Here is a 17926-nt window from a genome sequence, read left to right on the forward strand (position 1 = left end):
GTACTCGCCGGAGCGACCTGTGTTCTACGACGAGGAGAGTTTGCATGGCACTGAGTGCCGGTACCAGAAGGACGGTGGCCTGCCTGCTCGTGGGTCTCGGCGCGTTGCTGATCGTCGCCGCAATCATGATCCCGACCTACACCGTCGACAAACTGGCGAAAACTCCCCTCGATTTGGAGATCACCACTATCGCGACGAACCAGCAGGCTGAGGACAGCCTGGTACTCGACGCCAAGTCGCTGACCGCTCCGGAAGGCTCGGCGAAGGTCGACACCAACGTCCCGCTGGTCTCGCAGCGCTTCCTCACCGTCGAGGACCCGGCCGACGCCCACCAGATGACCGTGCAGGCGGGCCAGACGCTGCGGCGCATCGACAAACAGGGCGACACCGGCCTGCTCACCGCGACCGTCGACCGGGTGACCATCGACCGGGTGACCGGTGAGCCCGTCAGCACCGAGCCCAACGGCTCGATCGCGGTGACCGCGAACCTGGAGGGCCAGAGCCTCGCGGAGCCGGTGCAGCACACCGGTCTGCAATACCGATTCCCGATCGGCACCGAGAAGAAGACCTACCCGTACTTCGATCTCAACGTCCGCAAGACCTTCGACGCGAACTTCATCGAAGAGACCGAGATCAACAACACGAAGGTCTACCATTTCCAGATGTCGGTGCCCGCCACCAGCCTCTGGGACGTCGTGCAGGCGCCGACCAACCGGCTGAGCCTGCCCGCCGCCAAGTGGGGCGTCGAGGGCGGCGATGCCCCGGTGACCATGACCCGCTACTACACCAACACCCGTGACCTGTGGGTGGAGCCGCAGACCGGCACGGTCGTCAAGGGCGGCGAGGCGCTGCACCTCTACTACTCGCGCACCGCGGACAAGCCGGAGGTCACCGCGCTGAAGTCGCACCTGGTGTTCGACGAGAACACGATCGAGTCGCAGCTGTCGGTGGCCAAGGAGAACATCGACAAGCTGTCGCTGTACGGCCGGATCCTGCCGATCATCCTGGGCGTCCTCGGTGTGATCGCGCTGATCGTCGGTGTGGTTCTCGGCATTCGCGGCGGCTCGGCTCCGACGCCCGCCCGGGCGGGCGGCGCCCCGTTCCAGCGTCCGGGCGGCTCGGCACCGACCAGCCCCGCCCCGCGCGTCAACCGCGGCGCCGACGACGCGCCGACCGAACAGATTCGGATCGATAAGCAGCCCTGACCGGCTGAGCGTTCCTGAATTCGGCTCCCCGGCCCTCCGGCGGGGGAGCCGAATTCGTTTCGGTCAGCCGACCGGGCGCAGCGGTTCGGGGCGCGCCGTGTGGTCGGCCGCGCGCAGGACCATGACGGCGACCACGACGGTGGTGGTGGCCGCGACCGATACCGCCGTGGTGATCAGCGCCGGAATCGAGCGGGCCAGCGCCAGCATCAGGGTGACTTCGACGACCAGGCCCAGCCAGGTGACCAGTGCGAGGGAAGTGCGGTCGACGGCGATGGCCGAGAGCACCGCGCCTTGCAGCACGGCCAGCAGCGCGCCGTGCAACGCGAACAACCACAGCAGGCCCTGGATCGGGGCATAGTCCTCGCCCGCGAGCAGCGGGGCGAGCGGCGCGGCCAGCGCGGCCCCGAGCACGGCGACGAGACCGATGCCGCTGAGCACCGCCAGCGCCGCCCGGATCGCGCTCGCCGAGTGCGTCGGCTGCGCCATTCGCGGATAGAGCACGACACCGACCGCCTGCGGCAGCCAGAAGGCGATCTTCGTGGCGATGGTGCCGAGGGCGTAACGGCTGGCGTCCACGTCGTCGAGCACGATCCGGACCACGATCAGGTCCGCCGACGAGAGAGCCATCATCGCCGCCTGCACTTGGGCGGCCCGCAGCACCGGCAGCACCCCGGGCGTGGAGACCTCGCCGGGTTCGTTTCGGGCGCGCGCGGACGGCGCACCGGCGACGATCCTGGCCAACACTGCCGCCGTCGCGATGCCGCATGCGGCGGCCCACAGCGCGAGCGTCGCACCGCCGCCCAGCGCGAGGATTATCAGCGCGGGCGCGACCCGAGCGACCCCGGCGGCGCCGAGCACGACTCCCAGCGCTCGAAACCGCTTGCTGCCCTGCAGCACGCCCTGCTCGCCGGACAACAGCACCAGCGCGGGCGCCGCACCCAGTGCCGCCGCGGTGGCGGCCACCCCGACGTGCAACGTGACGGCGACCAGCGGCACCAGCGCCGCGGCCACCAGGGCGACGATCACCGCGCAGCGCCACTGCAGCCCGCGCAGCGCCGCCGTTCCCGCGCCGCGAACGAGTTCCCTTGCCACCACGTTCTGCAACGCCAGCGCGGGCACCGCGCACAGCAGCTGGACGGCGAGCAGACTCGCAAACTCGCTGTACCCGGTGACGCCAAGCCACCGCCCGGCCAGCAATTGCAGCAGATACCCTGCGACGTTCGCGGTCATCGCACCGGCCGTCACCCACGTCAGATCCGCCACCACAGGAAACCGACGGACAGCAGACACGCCGCCCATCGTCCCACTCGCACGGACCGCCGCCTGTCGCGCCCCGCCGGACCATGGGACAGGCAATGCGCTCGCCGCCGTCCCGACAGTCTTCGGCTGGGACAGGCTCGCGACCACACAGCAGCCGCGCTGGTCCTCGTCATCCTCGCGGCAACACATCACCCCAGCAGACGGTGCGCCTGCCAGCTGATACCGGAGTACGGGCGGCTGCGACGGCGCTGGTACCCAGCACCCCCACGGTCCCCCCGAATTCAGCCGTGACATTTCCGCGCCGACGCCGCTGGATCGGCGGCGGTGGTGGCCGGGACGTACAGTGCTCAGGCGTGAGCGGGAGCAGTCGGACTCGAGCGGTGGTCGCGGCATACAGCGCGGCCGGTGCGCTGCTCGTCGCCGGGCCGTTGCTCGCGCCGGGGTATCTGTTGTTGCGGGACGCGGTGAGCACGCCGCGCAACTATCCGACCGACGCGGCGCTCGGCCTCGGCGACGCCGCGCCACGGGCGGTGCCGCAGGACGCTCTGCTCGCGGCCCTGACGTCGTTCGCGGACGGCGGGCTGGTGGTCAAGGCGATTCTGCTCGTCGCACTGTGGGCCGCGGCGTACGGAGCGGCGACGCTCGCGCGTGAATTGCTGCGCGCGTCGCTCGGCCCGCAACTGGTCGCCGCGACGGTCGCGTTGTGGAATCCGTACGTGGCCGAGCGCCTGCTCCAGGGACACTGGAGCCTGCTCGCGGGCTATGCGGCGTTGCCGTGGACAGCGCTGGCCGCTTACCGCCTTCGAGGTACGGCCACTGCGAAGCGACGCCGACGAATCCTGTCGAACACACCCGCCTCGGCCGACACCACCGAGCCCACCCCGCACGCCGAACCGCTGGGCACCCCGGACACAATCGATCACCCCAGCGAAGCGCCTGCTGACACCACCGGTAACGGCCCGCGTTCCGAAACAGCTGTCCCAGCGGAAGCGCCGGCGACTACGCACCACGTGTCGGATCGTGCGAGCCGAGTCGCACCGACCGAGGCCCGTGAGCACACCGGGTCGACCGGCCGAGCCGAACCACCACTGGCTACGCGTCACCCACCCGGACACCCCAGCGGGGTAGCGGCAGCCGAGCCCCACTGGCAACCAGCCGCGCCCGGCTCTTCCCATCGTTCCGACGACACCGCTCCGGCCGATTCAGCCGAACATCCGCGCAACTCCGTACCAACCGGCACGGCGGGCGAAGGCGGGTCGAATCGGCTCAGCGTCACAGCGGCGCCGCGCGCGACCGTCCGAACGGCATCCACCTGGGCGGCCCTGGCCGGATCGCTCGCCGCGGCCGGACTCACTCCGACCGGAGCACTGCTGGCGGGCGTGACCGCTTTCGCCCTGGTCCATCGACGTCAACTCGCCGCGACGTTCGTCCTCTGGCTGGCCGCCTCCGCGCCATGGCTGGCCGCGACCGCGCTGTCCGGCGCGGGCGCGGAGCCATCCGATCCCGCGGGTATCGCGGCCTTCGCCGCGCGGGCCGAACCCGGTTTGGGCACGCTCGGGAGCCTGGCCGGTCTCGGCGGGATCTGGAACGCCGAGGCGGTACCGGACTCGCGCACCATACCGCTGGCAGCGATCGGCACGCTGGCGCTGCTGGCGATAGTCGTGCTGGGCGTGCGCTCCGTCGCCACCGGCGGCCCCGATCCCGACAACCGCCACGTCCGCCGGGCATTGTTGCTGCTCGCCGTGATCGCGATCCTGTTCCCCACGCTCGGCGCGACCGCGTGGGGCATGCACGCACTGGAATGGCTGGTCGCCCACGTTCCCGGCGCGGGTCTACTGCGCGACACCCAGAAGTACGCGGCCTTGGCCATGCCCGCTTTCGCGTTGTGCGCGGCGGCGGGGTGCGCGGTGCCGGCTCGGCGTCTTTCCCGCGCGGACGCGACGACCGACCGGCCCGCGACGGCGTCTCCGGCCACGACGGCAACGGTCACAGCGGTATTCGTGGCGCTTCTGGTGTTGCCGCTCTACGACCTCGCCTGGGGCGTCGGTGGAGCCGTCCGTCCCGTGCACTATCCCGCCGGCTGGCAGCAGGTCGCCGCAAGGATGGACGGTCCGGGCGACGTCGCGGTGCTGCCGGGCGGAATGTTCCGCAAGTTCCGCTACAGCGGCGCGGCTCCCGTGCTCGACCCCGCCCCGCGCATGCTGCCCAACGACGTCTTGCAGACGGGCGAATTGCCGGTGCGCGGACGCACCGTCTCCGGTGAAGGCGCCCGCGCACGAGAAGTGGAGAACCTGCTGCTCCACGGTGGCCCGCCCGCAGACCTGGCACGCCTCGGAGTGGGCTGGATCCTCGTCGAACGGACCACCCCTGGACCGCTCGGCGCATCGGCCTCGACCCTCGCCCAGGTGGAGCGGGTCTACGAGGACCCCGACCTCGCGCTGTATCGCGTGCCGGGTGTCATCGAGCGTGGTGCACCGACTACCGCGCAACGCTGGGTCGCGGCGGCAGCCCATGTGCTCTGGGGCGCGTCGCTCATCGCAGGGCCCGTCGTCGTCCTCGGCGCGCGAGCGCGACTCCATAGACGAGCACGGAACTGACCCACGCCGCCGTGCAACTCCTCATCGGCAGTCGGAGGACAGTGACCGGCGGGAAGCTCGATATCGAGCGCCGAAGGCACCATTGGCCGGATCGGCTATCCCTTGATCGCGCCGGTCAGTGCGAAGCCCGCGCCGAGCGTCTTCGATGCCAGGAGGTACAGGCCGATCACGGGGGTGGTGTAGACGATCGAGTATGCGGCCAGTTGGCCGTAGGCGATGGCGCCGTGCTCGCCGAAGAACGAGAAGATATCCACCGAGGCCGGTTGCTTGCCCGGGTCCAGCAGCAGGGTGAACGGGACGAAGAAGTTGCCCCAGGTGCTGATGAAAGTGATGATCGCGACGACGGTGAGGCCCGGCAACGTCAGCGGCAGAACAACGTGCCGCAGCCGCTGCAGGGATGAGGCGCCGTCGGTCTGGGCGGCTTCTTCCAGGCTCAGCGGCACGCCGTCGATGAAGTTCTTGGTCATCCAGATGGCCATCGGCAGCGAAGTGGCTGCCAGGAAAAGGGTTGTGCCGACGAGCGAGTCGACCAGTTGCAGGCGTACGAACAACCCGTACACCGGCACCATCACGGCGCTGAGCGGAAGTCCCGTGGCGAACAAGACCGTGTAGAGAAAAATCCGACCGAAACGAAGTTGGTAACGCGAGAGCGAATAAGCGGCGGGCAACGCCACCAGCACTGTGATGATCGCTGCTCCCCCACTGATCAGCAGGCCATTGAGCAGCGGCCGACCGGCGACGTCCCAGGTCAGCACCGCACCGAAGTTGGCACCGGTGAACCGCACTGGAGCCGGGCCGCCGATTATGCCGTCCACGCCGACGCCCGTCACCAACAGCCACACCATCGGGGCGGCGAACAGCAACACCACCGCGGCAAGGATGAGGTCGACCGTGATTCTGGCACGCGGCACCGCTCACACCTGCCTGCTCAGGCTACGAACGTAGGCCGATGAGAACACCGCGCCGAGTAGTAGCAGCACCAGGGCGATCGCGGCCCCCAACCCGATCCGGCCGTACTTGAACGCCTGCTCGTACATCAGCAACGGCAGCGTCTCGGTCTTGTTACCCGGTCCGCCACCGGTCAGCACGAAGATGAGGCTGAACATGCCGATGTTTTGCAGAGTCACCAGCACCAGGTTGGCGGCGATGGTCCTCCGGATCAGCGGCAGCACCACGTAACGGAATCGGCGTACCGGTCCGGCACCGTCAATCTGTGCCGCCTCGATCAACTCGCCCGGCACCTCATCGAGCGCAGCCTGGTAGATCAACAGCGAAAAGGCTGCCCCGTGCCAGGCGTTGGCCACGATCACCACTGACATCGGCGCCGTGTAGAGCCACTCCTGTGGACCGGTGCCCATGAACCGGAACAGCTGATTCATCGGTCCGTGGTCGTTGAGGACTTCGTGAATCGCCAAGGCCGCGACAACTTCTGGCAGCACCCACGCCGATATCACAGTTGCACTTACGGTTTGACGCACGAATCGACTCCGGTGCTGGATCAGTACCGCCAACAGCAGGCCCAGGCCGTTCTGCCCGATCACCGCCGACCCGACGACGAACACCACGGTCGACCACATCGACGCGCCGATGTCCGGACCGGTCAGTACCCGCTCGATGTTCTGGAAACCGACGAATTCAGGATCCCGGGCCGCCGCCCCGGTCAACGCCGTATCGGTGAAAGCCGCGAACACACACCACAGGACCGGGCCCGCAACGAAGATTCCGAGTAGCACGGTCGCCGGGGTCAACGGAAGCCATCGGCCGATCCGCGCGCGGGCGGTGATGGGTACGGAGATCATCCGGCCTCGGTTTCACCGGACCCGACGAGACGAACAACAGCGTCGGCCCACTGCTGGGCGGCTCGACTCGGGTCGGCACCGTTGATGACCGACTCACCCGCGGTCTGCATCGTGTCCGATACTTTCGGGTAGTCGGCCAAGGTGGGGCGATAGTGGGTAAGCGGAAGCAGACCTGCCCAGAAGGGCTCGCTCGAGTCGGCCTGCGACAGCCGCGGATCCGCCTGAACATCTTTACGCACGGGCAACCACGAACATGCCAGCGCCATGGCCGCCGAGTTCTTCTGGTTGACAGCGATGGTCACGAACTGGAAGGCGGCCTGCGCATGAACGGTGCGCGCGCCGAGCGCCAGGGTCAAACCACCGGACAGATTCACCTTTCCGGGTGCCTGACCGTGCTGGGTGGGGAACGCGGCCGTACCCAGCGTCTGTGACCAGTTCGGCCAGGGGGATACACCACCCGGTTTCCAGAACGAGGGATACCAGCTGCCGTCCATGACAATGGCGATCTTCTCCTGAGCGATCAGGCGGGTTCGCTCGACACGAGACCATTGGGTGTCCTCGGCCTGCGCCGCCGTCTGCATCAAGCCCTCCCGCATTGCCGTGGCGACGAAGTTCAGCGCATCCTGCATCCCCCGGCTCGGGGCAACCCACCTTTTGGTCGCGGCGTTGTACAAGTTCGCGGTCTCGGTACCGTGGAGCAGCATCTGCAGCGTGATGGAGGTGCCCTCCGCCATAGGCTTTCCCACCGGGAGATACAGCGGTTCGACGTCGGGCTCGACTTGCTTGATCTTCCTGGCTGCTCCCAGTACGTCGTCCCACGTCGCGGGCTGCCAGTCAGCAGGCAACCCGGCTCGAGCGAGAATGTTCCGGTTGAACCACAAACCGCGACTGTCCGTACCCAACGGGACGCCGTAGGTCTTCCCGTCGACGGACTTGCCGGCCTGCTTCGTGGATTCGATGAACTGGCTGTGCCAATCCGACCAGGAACCCAGATAGTCGTCCAGCGGAAGCAAATAGCCCGCGGCGGCGTCTGAGTTGACGTAGTAGCTGTCCTCGAAGAACACGTCCGGCGCCGTCGCCGCGGACCGCTGCATCAACTGGAGCTTGTGCTGATAGTCGTCGTCCAGCGCCGTCACCGGGACGAGTTGCACCGTCATGCCCGGGTTCGCGGCCTCGAACTCCGTCTTGACCGCCGTCAGCAACGGACCCATCGCGGTGAAGTCGCTATAGCTCCGGTACACCACCCTGATCGTGTTCGCACGGGACCCGTCGCTACCGCAACCCGCTACAGCGAACACCAGCGCCACGACGATGAGCATCGTGGTAGCCACTTTGAACCGCATCGGCCTCCTGTCACGGCGTCGCCATCGAAGACGCAGTCAACGAACCATCATATATCGTCCCGTTGAACAACGGTATGAAATGTCTCGTCGGCAATTTCGGTACCGCGACGTCGAATTCATGAGCGCCGGAGCGGGGCAGGCAGGCTGACCACCGGACCTCGTCGTACGAACGCGCCCCTCTAGCCGCACATCCCCGCACGAACGAGGCGGAGGCGTCGAATACCTCACGCCGGGCGGACCACCTCGGGATCAGCACAGTAGACAGCGTCACCCGTTGGACACGACGAGCCCGACCAGGTGCGACGCGAATACTGCTGTGTAATAGTGCTTTGCGAACGACTGAAGGGCGCGCGGAACGATGTGCGAGGCCGTAGAGGCGTCGTTCAGTCCGCCGTCCGCGGCGCGATCAACCCGCTCGTGTGCTCGCCGCGGGCGGCCGCCGCCAGTACTTCGTAGACTCCGTTTCCGGTTTGCTCCCAAGAGAATTCGCGCGCGCGGGCGCGGGCCTTCTCCCCCATGACCGTGCGTGCGCCGGGATCGTCCAGCAGGTCGCCGACGGCGTCGGCCAACTGGGCGACGTCGTCGACCAGGATTCCGGTGGCGCCGTCCACAATGGAATCGGTGAGCCCGCGCGAGCTGCGGTAGCCGACCGTCGGAACACCGTGCTGGGCCGCCTCGATCACCGCGAGCCCCCACCCCTCCTTCCGGGAAGGGAGCACGTGCACCCAGGCGCGCGCGAGGAGTTCGTGCTTGCGGCGCTCGTCCACGTGCCCATGGAAGGTGACGGCGTCGGCGATACCGAGTTCGCGGGCGTTGTCCCGCAAGTTGTCCGCCCACCAGCCGCCGCCGATCACGTCGAGGCGCAGACCCGGGATGCGGTCGCGCAGCCGGGCCGCGGCCGCGAGCGCGTCCTCGATCTGCTTGTGCGGCACCAGCCGGGACAGCACCACGACAGTTGGTGTGGGAGTGCGGGTTTCCGCGGCGCCGGTGGGTGCGTCCACTGGAACAGGTTCGGCGCCGTTGCGAACCACCGCGATTCGGGAGCGGTCCACACCGAGCGTGGCCAGCTCTTCCGCCGACGGCAGTGAAACGGTCAGGTATTGATTGCGGCGGTGCACGCGGGGCGACAGCCACGACTCGATCCACCAGCCGACGCGGCCGACCAGCCGGCCCGCGACCGGCCACTGCTCCCGGTGACCGTGGTGCACCAGCACCACCGACGGGGCCGCGGTGACGGCGGTGGCGAAGAACGGTATGCCGTTCTGGGTGTCGATCACCGCGTCCGGCCGCACGCCGCGCAACGGGCCGAGACCGATCCTGCCGAGCAGGAGCGCGGCCAGCGCTCGCGGGTACACCGTGTAGCGTCCGCCCGCCCTGCTGATGGTGATGCCGTCGACGTGTTCGCGCCGCGGCGCCCCCGGATAGCGGGCGGTACGGAGGGTGACTCGAACCCCGCGCGCCGCGAGCTGCGCGCCGACCTGCTCGAGGTACCGCTCGCTGCCGCCGCCCTGTGGGTGCCCGGTGTCGCGCCAGCAGAGCAGGAGGACTTCGCGCACGGTGGAGCTTCTCTCGGTCAGTAGGTCCCGGTGGGAATGTCGGACGTCGCGCTACACCCTATCCCGAGCACCCGCCCGAGCAGGCCGGCATCGGTGTTGTGCGAGACTCGGCGCCGTGCTCAAAGCCGCGAAGACGCCGACACGCAGGAGTTCGCCTCGGTTCGCCCGCCGGGCGACCCTGCGCCGGTCGCTGCGACTGCTCGGCAGTTTCCGGTTCGAGCAGACCGACCCGGCCCTGTTCTACGGAGGTCTGGCCGCCGACAGCGCGGCGCTGATCGCCGACTTCTACGCCGATCTCACCGGCCGGTCGCTCGACGGGGCGACGATACTCGACGTCGGCGGCGGTCCGGGCTACTTCGCGGACGAGTTCGCCCGGACGGGGGCTCGCTACATTCCGGTGGAGCCCGACCCGACGGAGATGCACGCCGCGGGCCTTTCCGTGGCGGGCGCGGTCCGCGGGTCCGGGATGGCGCTGCCGTTCCGCGACGACGCGGTCGACATCTGTTTCTCGTCGAACGTCGCCGAACATGTCTCGAAGCCGTGGGTGATGGCCGACGAGATGGTGCGGGTGACCAGGCCGGGCGGGCTGATGGTGCTCTCCTACACGGTGTGGCACGGCCCGTTCGGCGGCCACGAGACCGGGCCGTGGCACTACCTCGGTGGCGAGTACGCCGCCCGGCGGTATCGGCGCAAGCACGGGCGCGATCCCAAGAACAGGTTCGGCACGTCGCTGTTCGCGGTGCGGGCCGCTGACGGATTGCGCTGGGCGGCACGTACTCCGGCGGAGGTGCACACGGTCTTCCCGCGCTACCACCCCCGCTGGGCGTGGTGGTTGATCCGGGTGCCGATGGTGCGTGAGTTACTTGTGAGCAATCTGGTCGTGGTGGCAACCAAAAGTTAGCCGAAGTACGGCTCCAGCCATCCGCGACGCCAGTGCCGCTTCCCACAGGGAGCGTGCACGGGCTCGCTCCACGGCGATTCCCGCATAGCCAACCCGACGGTCTCGAGCGTGGTGAGCCCGACCAGGTCGGCCAGCATCCCTACGGCGGCGACCGCCTCCGCGGCCTGCATAGCCGCCGTCGCCTGCTCGATTGTCAGGGTGCGTCCGGGTAGGAACGAGACCACCCACCCGCCGCTGCCGACACTCTTAGCCTGATGCTCGGTTTGATCACTGGTCATCAGCGACCGGCCGATCACTTGCACCGCCATGACTCGGACTCCCCAGTTTGCGGTAACGATTCGGTAATGGAGCGAGCTGATATGTCGATACAGCATCCCCCTTCCAGCAACAGAACGCAATAGTGCGTTCTGCGAAAAGCGAACCGAGAGGTCGGAATTCACACCGGCCAGGGCGCCGCCGCGCCGCAAAACTGGAACAGGTTACAGACAATGCGGAGGCAAAACTGTAACGTGTTCTCATGCACTACGACAGCTTGTTCATCGGCGGCCGCTGGACCGCGCCAGCCACCGCCGAGCGCATCCAGGTCATCTCGCCGGCCACGGTCGAGCCGGTGGGCAGCGTCCCCGCGGTGAGCCGGGCCGATGTCGACGCCGCGGTCGCCGCGGCCAGGCACGCCTTCGATCACGGACCGTGGCCGACCACGCCCCCGAAGGAGCGAGCCGAGGTACTCACCCGCGCCGCCCGGCTGATCGAACAGCGTTCCGCCGATCTGCTCGCCGCGCTGACCGCCGAGGTCGGCGCGCCGCAAATGATCGCGATGACGCTGAACCAGCTGCCCGCGGTCGCCGCACTGGACGCCTACGCGGCCCTGGCGGAGTCCTTCCCGTGGTCGGAGACCCGGGTGGGCGGGTTCGGCACCACTCGGGTCACCCGCGAGCCGCGCGGTGTCGTCGCGGCGGTGACCGCGTGGAACGTCCCTCTGTTCCTCGCGGTCAACAAGCTCGCGCCCGCCCTGCTGGCCGGTTGCACCATCGTGCTCAAGCCCGCCCCGCTGACTCCGCTGACGGCGAACCTGGTCGCCGACATCTTCACCGAGGCGGGCCTGCCCGAAGGCGTGCTCTCGGTGCTGCCCGCCGAGCCCGACGCGGCCGAGTACCTCGTGTCACACCCCGGCGTGGACAAGGTGACCTTCACCGGAAGCACCGCGGTCGGCCGCAAGATCGGCGCCATCGCCACCGGTCAGCTCAAGAGCGTCTCGCTCGAACTCGGCGGCAAGTCGGCGGCGATCCTGCTGCCCGACATGGACGTCGCGGCCAATATCCCGGTGCTCGCGTTCTCCGGCCTGATGAACAGCGGGCAGGGCTGCGTCGCGCAGACCCGCATCCTCGCCCCGCGCAGCCGGTACGAAGAGATTCTCGACGCGCTGGTCGAACACGTGAAGACGATGAAGGTGGGCGACCCGAACGACCCGAGCGTGCAGCTGGGTCCCCTGATCTCCGAACGCCAGCGCGATCGGGTCGAGGGCTACATCGCCAAGGGCAAGGCCGAGGGAGCGCGACTCGTGCTCGGCGGCGGTCGCCCGGAGGGGCTGGACCGGGGCTGGTTCGTCGAGCCGACGATCTTCGCCGACGTGGACAACAAGTCGACCATCGCCCAAGAGGAGATCTTCGGACCGGTGCTTTCGGTCATCCCGTACGAGACCGAGGACGAGGCCGTGGCCATCGCCAACGACTCGGTCTACGGTCTCGCGGGCTCGGTGTGGACGACCGATATCGAACACGGCGCCGAGATCGCGGCGCGGGTGCGCACCGGCACCTACGCGATCAATTGGTACGCGTTCGATCCGAGTTCGCCGTTCGGCGGTTACAAAGCCTCCGGACTCGGCCGCGAGAACGGCCCGGAGGGTCTCGATTCGTTCTGCGAGCAGAAGTCGCTGCTCATGCCGCTCGGCTGGACCGGCTGATCACTCCGGTGGCATGACCACACGCAGCAGCGGAGCACGGTTGCCGTAACGCCGGGGTGGTGCGTCGACGATCTCGACGCGCCACCCGGGCGGCAGCACCGCGCGCAGCCGTCCCGCGGCCCGGCGCAGCGGGGTACTCACGGTCTCGAACTCGAATTCGGCCACCATCGGGGCAACCGACATCGTCATCTCCGGATCGGCCATGCTCCATCCACCTCTCGCGTCGATCTCGCCGTGCGCCGCGGCATCGCGGGTCCGATATCGGTAGGGAAGTCGTTCAGTCGATCAGTTAACCGCCAGTAATCCGACTGGGTGATGCGGAAGGAAGAACACGCCAAGCATAGGTTACGAATACACGAAATCTCTCGACAAGATCATTACCCCCTTTCCCATCCGGCTAAACCGATCGGTCCGTGGGAATTTCGCGAACTCGAGTGGACGCGGGACACCGATCCGACCGCCCGACTCCAGAGCGCCGAGGTCGGCGCAACCGAATCATCTCCCCCGCAAGGTCATTCGCCGCACCAGGCACTTCACCCCGTTGCGTTCACCGGCCCAGCGACCGGCGATACGCGGCCGGTGTCGCGCCCGTCGCCGCACGCAGGTGCGCCCGGAGCGCTGTGACGCTGCCGAACCCGGCCTTCACCGCGACGACTTCCACTGGCAAACGCGTGGTTTCCAGAAGTTCGCGCGCCCGTGCGGTGCGCTGGGCATCCAGCCACCGCCGCGGCGTGGTGCCGACTTGCGCCTTGAAGCGGCGGATGAAAGTCCGCTCGCTCATCAGCGCATGCGCGGCCAGCGCCGAAACATCCACCGCCGCAGCTGGTTCCGCCACCGCCCAGGCCAGCGTCGCGGCGAGACCGCCATCGGTACGCGCGGCGGGTGCGTCCGGAATGTATTGTGCCTGACCGCCTTCCCGGTGCGGGGCCGTGACGTTCCACCTGGCCAGCTCCGCCGCCGCGTGCGCGCCCAGCTCGCGGCGGACGATATGCAGGCACAGATCGAGACCCGCCGACAGCCCGGCCGACGTCAGCACGTCACCGTCATCGACGTAGAGGGCCGTCGGGTCCAAACGCACCGCCGGATACAGCTCGGCGAACTCGTCGCAATAGGCCCAGTGCGTAGTCACGCGTCGTCCGTCCAGCAGCCCGGCCTCGGCCAGGACGAACGCACCGACGCAGATGCTCACCATGGTCGCGCCCCGCGCGGCCGCGCCGCGCAATGCGGCGAGCGCCTCCCGTGGGGTGGGCAGCGTCGGGATACCGATGCCGGGCACGACGACGACATCGGCTTCCGCCAACGCCTCCAGCCCGTGCTCCACGCGCAATTCGAAGCCGTTGGGTGTCCACACCGGCCCGGGACGCACCCCACAGGTCCGCATCTCGAACCCGGACGGCTCGCCGGTCTTGCCCGGCCCGTGCCGGAACGCCTGAACAGCACAGGCCAGGTCGAAGGCCATCACCCCGTCCAGCGCGAGCGCCACGACTTGCTTCATCGTCCCCAGTTTGGCACGAATCCGAGCAATACTGTCATTTCCGCCACTCGCCGCGGATCCGGACACACGCTTGACTTCAGTGCACACCGAGTTCCGACCAGAAGGAGGAATCGTGGCCGCACCGACGGGCCTCGACTGGGCATGGGCGACCCGCACCGGGGGCGCTCTGTCGAAAGAGCAACGCCGCGCGTTGGCCGTCGCGACCGCCCGCACGCTGCCCGCCATGGCGCCCAACCGGCTCCGGCTGGCACTGGGCAGGCGGGGACGCGGGCGGCTGGAGTTCGCCGGCCTGCGGTTACCCGACTCCCAGCTCGCCGTCGCGGCGGAGACCGAGGCGCGGGAGTCGCTGTCGCCGCATGTGCTGAACCATTCGCTGCGGACCTACTACTTCGGACGGGTCCTGGCGGATCTCGACGGCGCCGCCTACGACGACGAACTCGTCTACGTCTCCTGTCTACTGCACGACCTGCAACTCGAACATCCCACGCCCGGAAGGTGTTTCGCCGTGGTCGGCGGCGAGCGGGCGGCCGCCGTCGCACTGGGCGCGGGCGCGCCGCCGGAACGGGCCGAAGCGATCGGCGCGGCCATCGCCGCCCACATCACGCCCGGGGTCGCCGACGATCTCGGCGACCCCGGCGGCTTCGTCTCCGCGGGAGCCTCGGTGGACGTACTCGGGACGCGACTGGCGGAACTGGACCGCGAGTGGGTCGCCGAACTGCTGCGGCGGCACCCGCGACTGGAGTTCGCACGGCATGTCGTCGCCGCCTTCCGAGCGGAAGCGAAGGCGATGCCGAAAGGCCGGATTCATTGGCTCAACAGGGCGGGTTTCCTGGCCATGATCCGGATGTCCCCGTTCGCCGAATAACCAAGCCGCCCCGTCAGACCGATCGGTATGCTCAACGTTATGAACGGTGTCACCGGCATCGCAAGCGCACGGCACAAGCTTGCTCGCGCGGGACACCACATCAATGACCTCGAACGCATGATCTCGGAATACCAGAACGCGAACCAGGTCGAAGTCCGGGTCGACCTTTCCCCGAGCCTGGAATACGAGAACGAGATCGATTGCCAGGTAGCCGCGGTGAGCGTATCCGAGGTGCCCGACGAGTGGGGACTGATCACCGGTGACGCGCTCACCAACTCGAGGGCCGCCCTCGACCACGCCGTCTACCCGCACGCGGAGCATTTCCCGATCTTGCTGAGCAGCACGGACAGCAGGGGTGAGGAGATATGCGTTCAGGAGATATTCGACGCCACGACCACAGCCATAATTCTCCGCCATCAGCCATATAACGATCCGCAGCCGACACATCACCCACTCGGGCTTCTCCGCGAACTCGTCGACCGTGACGCGCACCGCCGAGTGCTCGTCACCAACTCCTTCAGGACCGAGCTTATTTTCGCACCATCGGATGACTACGAAGTCGTGGATATTCCAGGACTGGCAGTCCACGACCTCGTGCCGGGAGCTGTTTTCAAACATTTCCGTTTGAAGCTTCGCCCTGGGTTCACACAATCTCAGCTCACATACAACAACCGACTCGTGGCGACTGTCGTCGTCAATGTTCCGGATACCGATGACGATGTGCCGCTCGTCGCCTGCATGAGATCGATTCACACACGAGTGTCGGAAATTTTGGATCAGCTCGAAGCCCTCGGGATTCTATGACCGACACGGTGTCGCCGTTTCCGGCAGCCATGATCCGCGATCTCCGCGCGGTAGAGCGACGACCACGCTGGACGACAAGCCATGGTTCGTGGAGTGCGGACCGCGCGGAGTGGTCCGGCGAGCTCCACGGCCGACCGCGATGCTCGAAGGGTGCTTCCGGACCGCGCTGAGCACGGAAACGTTTGTCTCGCAGAACAAATCGCCCGCACCATCTGCCGGATGGTGCGGGCGAATGCTACTTTGGGTGGAGTGTCAGCCCAGACGCTGCTTGAGCGCCTCGAACTCGTCACGCACGCCGGAAGGCAGCTTGTCGCCGACGAACTCGAACCACTCTTCGATCAGCGGGATCTCCTTGCGCCACTCGTCGGCGTTCACGACGAGCGCCTCGTCGACGTCCTTGGGGTCGACATCCAGCCCCTCCAGGTCGAGCTGCGCGGCGGTCGGCACGTTGCCGATCGCGGTCGCCTCCGCCTGGGCGGAACCCTCGATACGGCCGATGATCCACTCCAGCACGCGGGAGTTCTCACCGAAGCCCGGCCACAGGAAGCGGCCGTCGCCGCCGCGGCGGAACCAGTTCACGTAGAAGATCTTCGGCAGCTTGGCCGCGTCGGCGTTCTTGCCGACGTTGATCCAGTGGCCCAGGTAGTCCCCGACGTGGTAGCCGAGGAACGGCAACATGGCCATCGGGTCGCGGCGGACGGTGCCGACCTTGCCCTCGGCGGCCGCGGTCTGCTCGGAGGACAGCGTCGCGCCCATGAACACACCGTGCTGCCAGTCGAAGGACTCGGTGACCAGCGGGACGGTGGTCTTGCGGCGTCCGCCGAACAGGATCGCCGAGATCGGCACGCCCTGCGGGTCGTCCCATTCGGGCGCCAGGATCGGGCACTGCGCCATCGGCGTGCAGTAGCGGGAGTTCGGGTGCGCGGCCAGCGTCTCGGTCTCGCGCTGGTACCAGTCGTTGCCCTTCCAGTCGATCAGGTGATCGGGCTCGCCTTCCAGGCCCTCCCACCACACATCGCCGTCATCGGTCAGCGCGACGTTGGTGTAGACGGTGTTGCCCGCCTCCACGGTCGCCATGGCGTTCGGGTTGGAGCTGCGGTTGGTGCCCGGCGCGACGCCGAAGAAGCCGAACTCGGGGTTCACCGCGTAGAGACGGCCGTCCTTGCCGAAGCGCATCCAGGCGATGTCGTCGCCCAAGGTCTCCGCGCGCCAGCCCGGCACCGTCGGCTGGATCATCGCGAGGTTGGTCTTGCCGCAGGCGCTGGGGAACGCGGCGGCGATGTAGTAGGCCTTGTTCTCCGGCGAGATCAGCTTCAGGATCAGCATGTGCTCGGCCAGCCAGCCCTCGTCGTGGGCCATCGCCGAGGCGATCCGCAGCGAGTAGCACTTCTTGCCGAGCAGCGCGTTGCCGCCGTAGCCGGAGCCGTAGCTCCAGATCTCCCGATCCTCGGGGAAGTGGGTGATGTACTTGGTGTCGTTGCACGGCCACGGCACGTCGGCCTGGCCGTCGGCCAGCGGCGCGCCCACGGAGTGCAGCGCCTTCACGAACGGGCGGTCGGCGCCCAGCTTCTCCAGGGCGGCGGCGCCCATGCGGGTCATCACGCGCATCGACACGACGACGTACTCGGAGTCGGTGATCTCGACGCCCAGCTTCGGGTCCTCGGCGCCCAGCGGGCCCATGCAGAACGGCACCACGTACATGGTGCGGCCCTTCATCGACCCGCGGTACAGCTCGGTCATCGTGGCGCGCATCTCGGTCGGGTCGACCCAGTTGTTGGTCGGGCCCGCGTCGGCCTCGGTCTTCGAACAGATGTAGGTGCGCGACTCCACCCGGGCCACGTCGGAGGGATCGGAGAGGGCGAGGAAGGAGTTCGGCTTCTTCTTCTCGTCCAGCCGCTTGAACGTCCCCGCCGCGACGAGCTGCTCGGTGAGCCGCTCCCATTCCTCGTCGGAGCCGTCTGCCCACACCACTCGATCCGGCTGGGTGAGTTCGGCGACTTCTTGTACCCAGGCGAGTAGTTCGCTGTGCTCGGTCGGCGCCTTGCCGTCGGATCCACGAAGACCAGGAATGGTCGCTGACGTCATGAAAACTCTCCTGAGATGGGCGGCTGTTCGATGCTCCGCCGCCTGGCCCTAGG

15 protein-coding genes are annotated in these 17926 nt (G+C 68.0%); 6 read left to right on the top strand and 9 right to left on the bottom strand.

What is annotated here, in order from left to right:
* Positions 1-44: 44 nt before the first annotated feature.
* On the top strand, positions 45-1205 hold the full coding sequence (locus ACFV2O_RS01280; protein ID WP_379249312.1) for a DUF3068 domain-containing protein: 1161 nt from the start codon (positions 45-47) through the stop codon (positions 1203-1205).
* Between the two features lie 63 nt (positions 1206-1268).
* Here the strand turns inward: ACFV2O_RS01280 and ACFV2O_RS01285 are convergent, their stop codons facing one another.
* Positions 1269-2504 (bottom strand): polysaccharide biosynthesis protein, encoded by a 1236-nt coding sequence (locus ACFV2O_RS01285; RefSeq protein ID WP_379249314.1) that lies wholly within the window; start codon positions 2502-2504, stop codon positions 1269-1271.
* Between the two features lie 314 nt (positions 2505-2818).
* Here ACFV2O_RS01285 and ACFV2O_RS01290 point away from each other — a divergent pair, with 314 nt between their 5' ends.
* Positions 2819-5062: a hypothetical protein gene (locus ACFV2O_RS01290; RefSeq protein ID WP_379249316.1), complete on the top strand. Its 2244-nt coding sequence runs from the start codon at positions 2819-2821 to the stop codon at positions 5060-5062.
* Between the two features lie 95 nt (positions 5063-5157).
* Here ACFV2O_RS01290 and ACFV2O_RS01295 read toward each other — a convergent pair whose 3' ends face one another.
* The 4 genes from ACFV2O_RS01295 to ACFV2O_RS01310 form a co-directional block, all read right to left on the bottom strand.
* The gene (locus tag ACFV2O_RS01295) at positions 5158-5928 is read right to left on the bottom strand and encodes a carbohydrate ABC transporter permease (RefSeq protein ID WP_379249318.1); all 771 of its coding nucleotides are present in this window, start codon (positions 5926-5928) and stop codon (positions 5158-5160) included.
* A 48-nt stretch (positions 5929-5976) separates the two neighbouring features.
* The gene (locus ACFV2O_RS01300) at positions 5977-6753 is read right to left on the bottom strand and encodes a carbohydrate ABC transporter permease (RefSeq protein ID WP_379249320.1); all 777 of its coding nucleotides are present in this window, start codon (positions 6751-6753) and stop codon (positions 5977-5979) included.
* 104 nt (positions 6754-6857) lie between these two features.
* A complete protein-coding gene (locus ACFV2O_RS01305; protein ID WP_379249322.1) occupies positions 6858-8168 on the bottom strand; it encodes an extracellular solute-binding protein in 1311 nt (436 codons plus the stop codon).
* A gap of 419 nt (positions 8169-8587) precedes the next feature.
* Positions 8588-9760, bottom strand: a complete 1173-nt coding sequence (locus ACFV2O_RS01310; RefSeq protein ID WP_379249324.1) for a glycosyltransferase family 4 protein — start codon at positions 9758-9760, stop codon at positions 8588-8590.
* A 115-nt stretch (positions 9761-9875) separates the two neighbouring features.
* On the opposite strand from ACFV2O_RS01310, the gene ACFV2O_RS01315 reads away from it, so the two are divergent.
* Positions 9876-10661, top strand: a complete 786-nt coding sequence (locus ACFV2O_RS01315) for a class I SAM-dependent methyltransferase (protein WP_379249326.1) — start codon at positions 9876-9878, stop codon at positions 10659-10661.
* On the opposite strand, the gene ACFV2O_RS01320 is transcribed toward ACFV2O_RS01315, so the two are convergent.
* The gene (locus tag ACFV2O_RS01320) at positions 10658-10969 is read right to left on the bottom strand and encodes a hypothetical protein (protein WP_355071348.1); all 312 of its coding nucleotides are present in this window, start codon (positions 10967-10969) and stop codon (positions 10658-10660) included. The genes ACFV2O_RS01315 and ACFV2O_RS01320 overlap by 4 nt on opposite strands.
* Positions 10970-11178: 209 nt before the next feature.
* On the opposite strand from ACFV2O_RS01320, the gene ACFV2O_RS01325 reads away from it, so the two are divergent.
* Entirely contained in the window at positions 11179-12624 is a 1446-nt protein-coding gene (locus ACFV2O_RS01325) for an aldehyde dehydrogenase (RefSeq protein WP_379249328.1), read from the top strand.
* Here ACFV2O_RS01325 and ACFV2O_RS01330 read toward each other — a convergent pair whose 3' ends face one another.
* A complete protein-coding gene (locus tag ACFV2O_RS01330) occupies positions 12625-12828 on the bottom strand; it encodes a hypothetical protein (RefSeq protein ID WP_356962979.1) in 204 nt (67 codons plus the stop codon).
* A gap of 343 nt (positions 12829-13171) precedes the next feature.
* A complete protein-coding gene (locus tag ACFV2O_RS01335) occupies positions 13172-14128 on the bottom strand; it encodes a GlxA family transcriptional regulator (RefSeq protein ID WP_379250096.1) in 957 nt (318 codons plus the stop codon).
* 103 nt (positions 14129-14231) lie between these two features.
* Between ACFV2O_RS01335 and ACFV2O_RS01340 the strand changes: the two genes are divergently transcribed.
* Together ACFV2O_RS01340 and ACFV2O_RS01345 are read left to right on the top strand one after the other, a co-directional pair.
* On the top strand, positions 14232-14984 hold the full coding sequence (locus ACFV2O_RS01340) for a phosphohydrolase (protein ID WP_356962981.1): 753 nt from the start codon (positions 14232-14234) through the stop codon (positions 14982-14984).
* Positions 14985-15023: 39 nt separating this feature from the next.
* Complete coding sequence (locus ACFV2O_RS01345; protein ID WP_379249331.1) at positions 15024-15788, top strand: hypothetical protein; 765 nt, start codon at positions 15024-15026, stop codon at positions 15786-15788.
* Between the two features lie 252 nt (positions 15789-16040).
* Here ACFV2O_RS01345 and ACFV2O_RS01350 read toward each other — a convergent pair whose 3' ends face one another.
* Positions 16041-17873, bottom strand: coding sequence for a phosphoenolpyruvate carboxykinase (GTP) (locus ACFV2O_RS01350; protein WP_379249333.1), 1833 nt, complete (start codon positions 17871-17873; stop codon positions 16041-16043).
* Positions 17874-17926 lie beyond the last annotated feature (53 nt).

Origin of the sequence: Nocardia sp. NPDC059691 (assembly GCF_042733915.1) — a bacterium.
In the GTDB taxonomy this organism is placed as follows: domain Bacteria; phylum Actinomycetota; class Actinomycetes; order Mycobacteriales; family Mycobacteriaceae; genus Nocardia; species Nocardia sichangensis.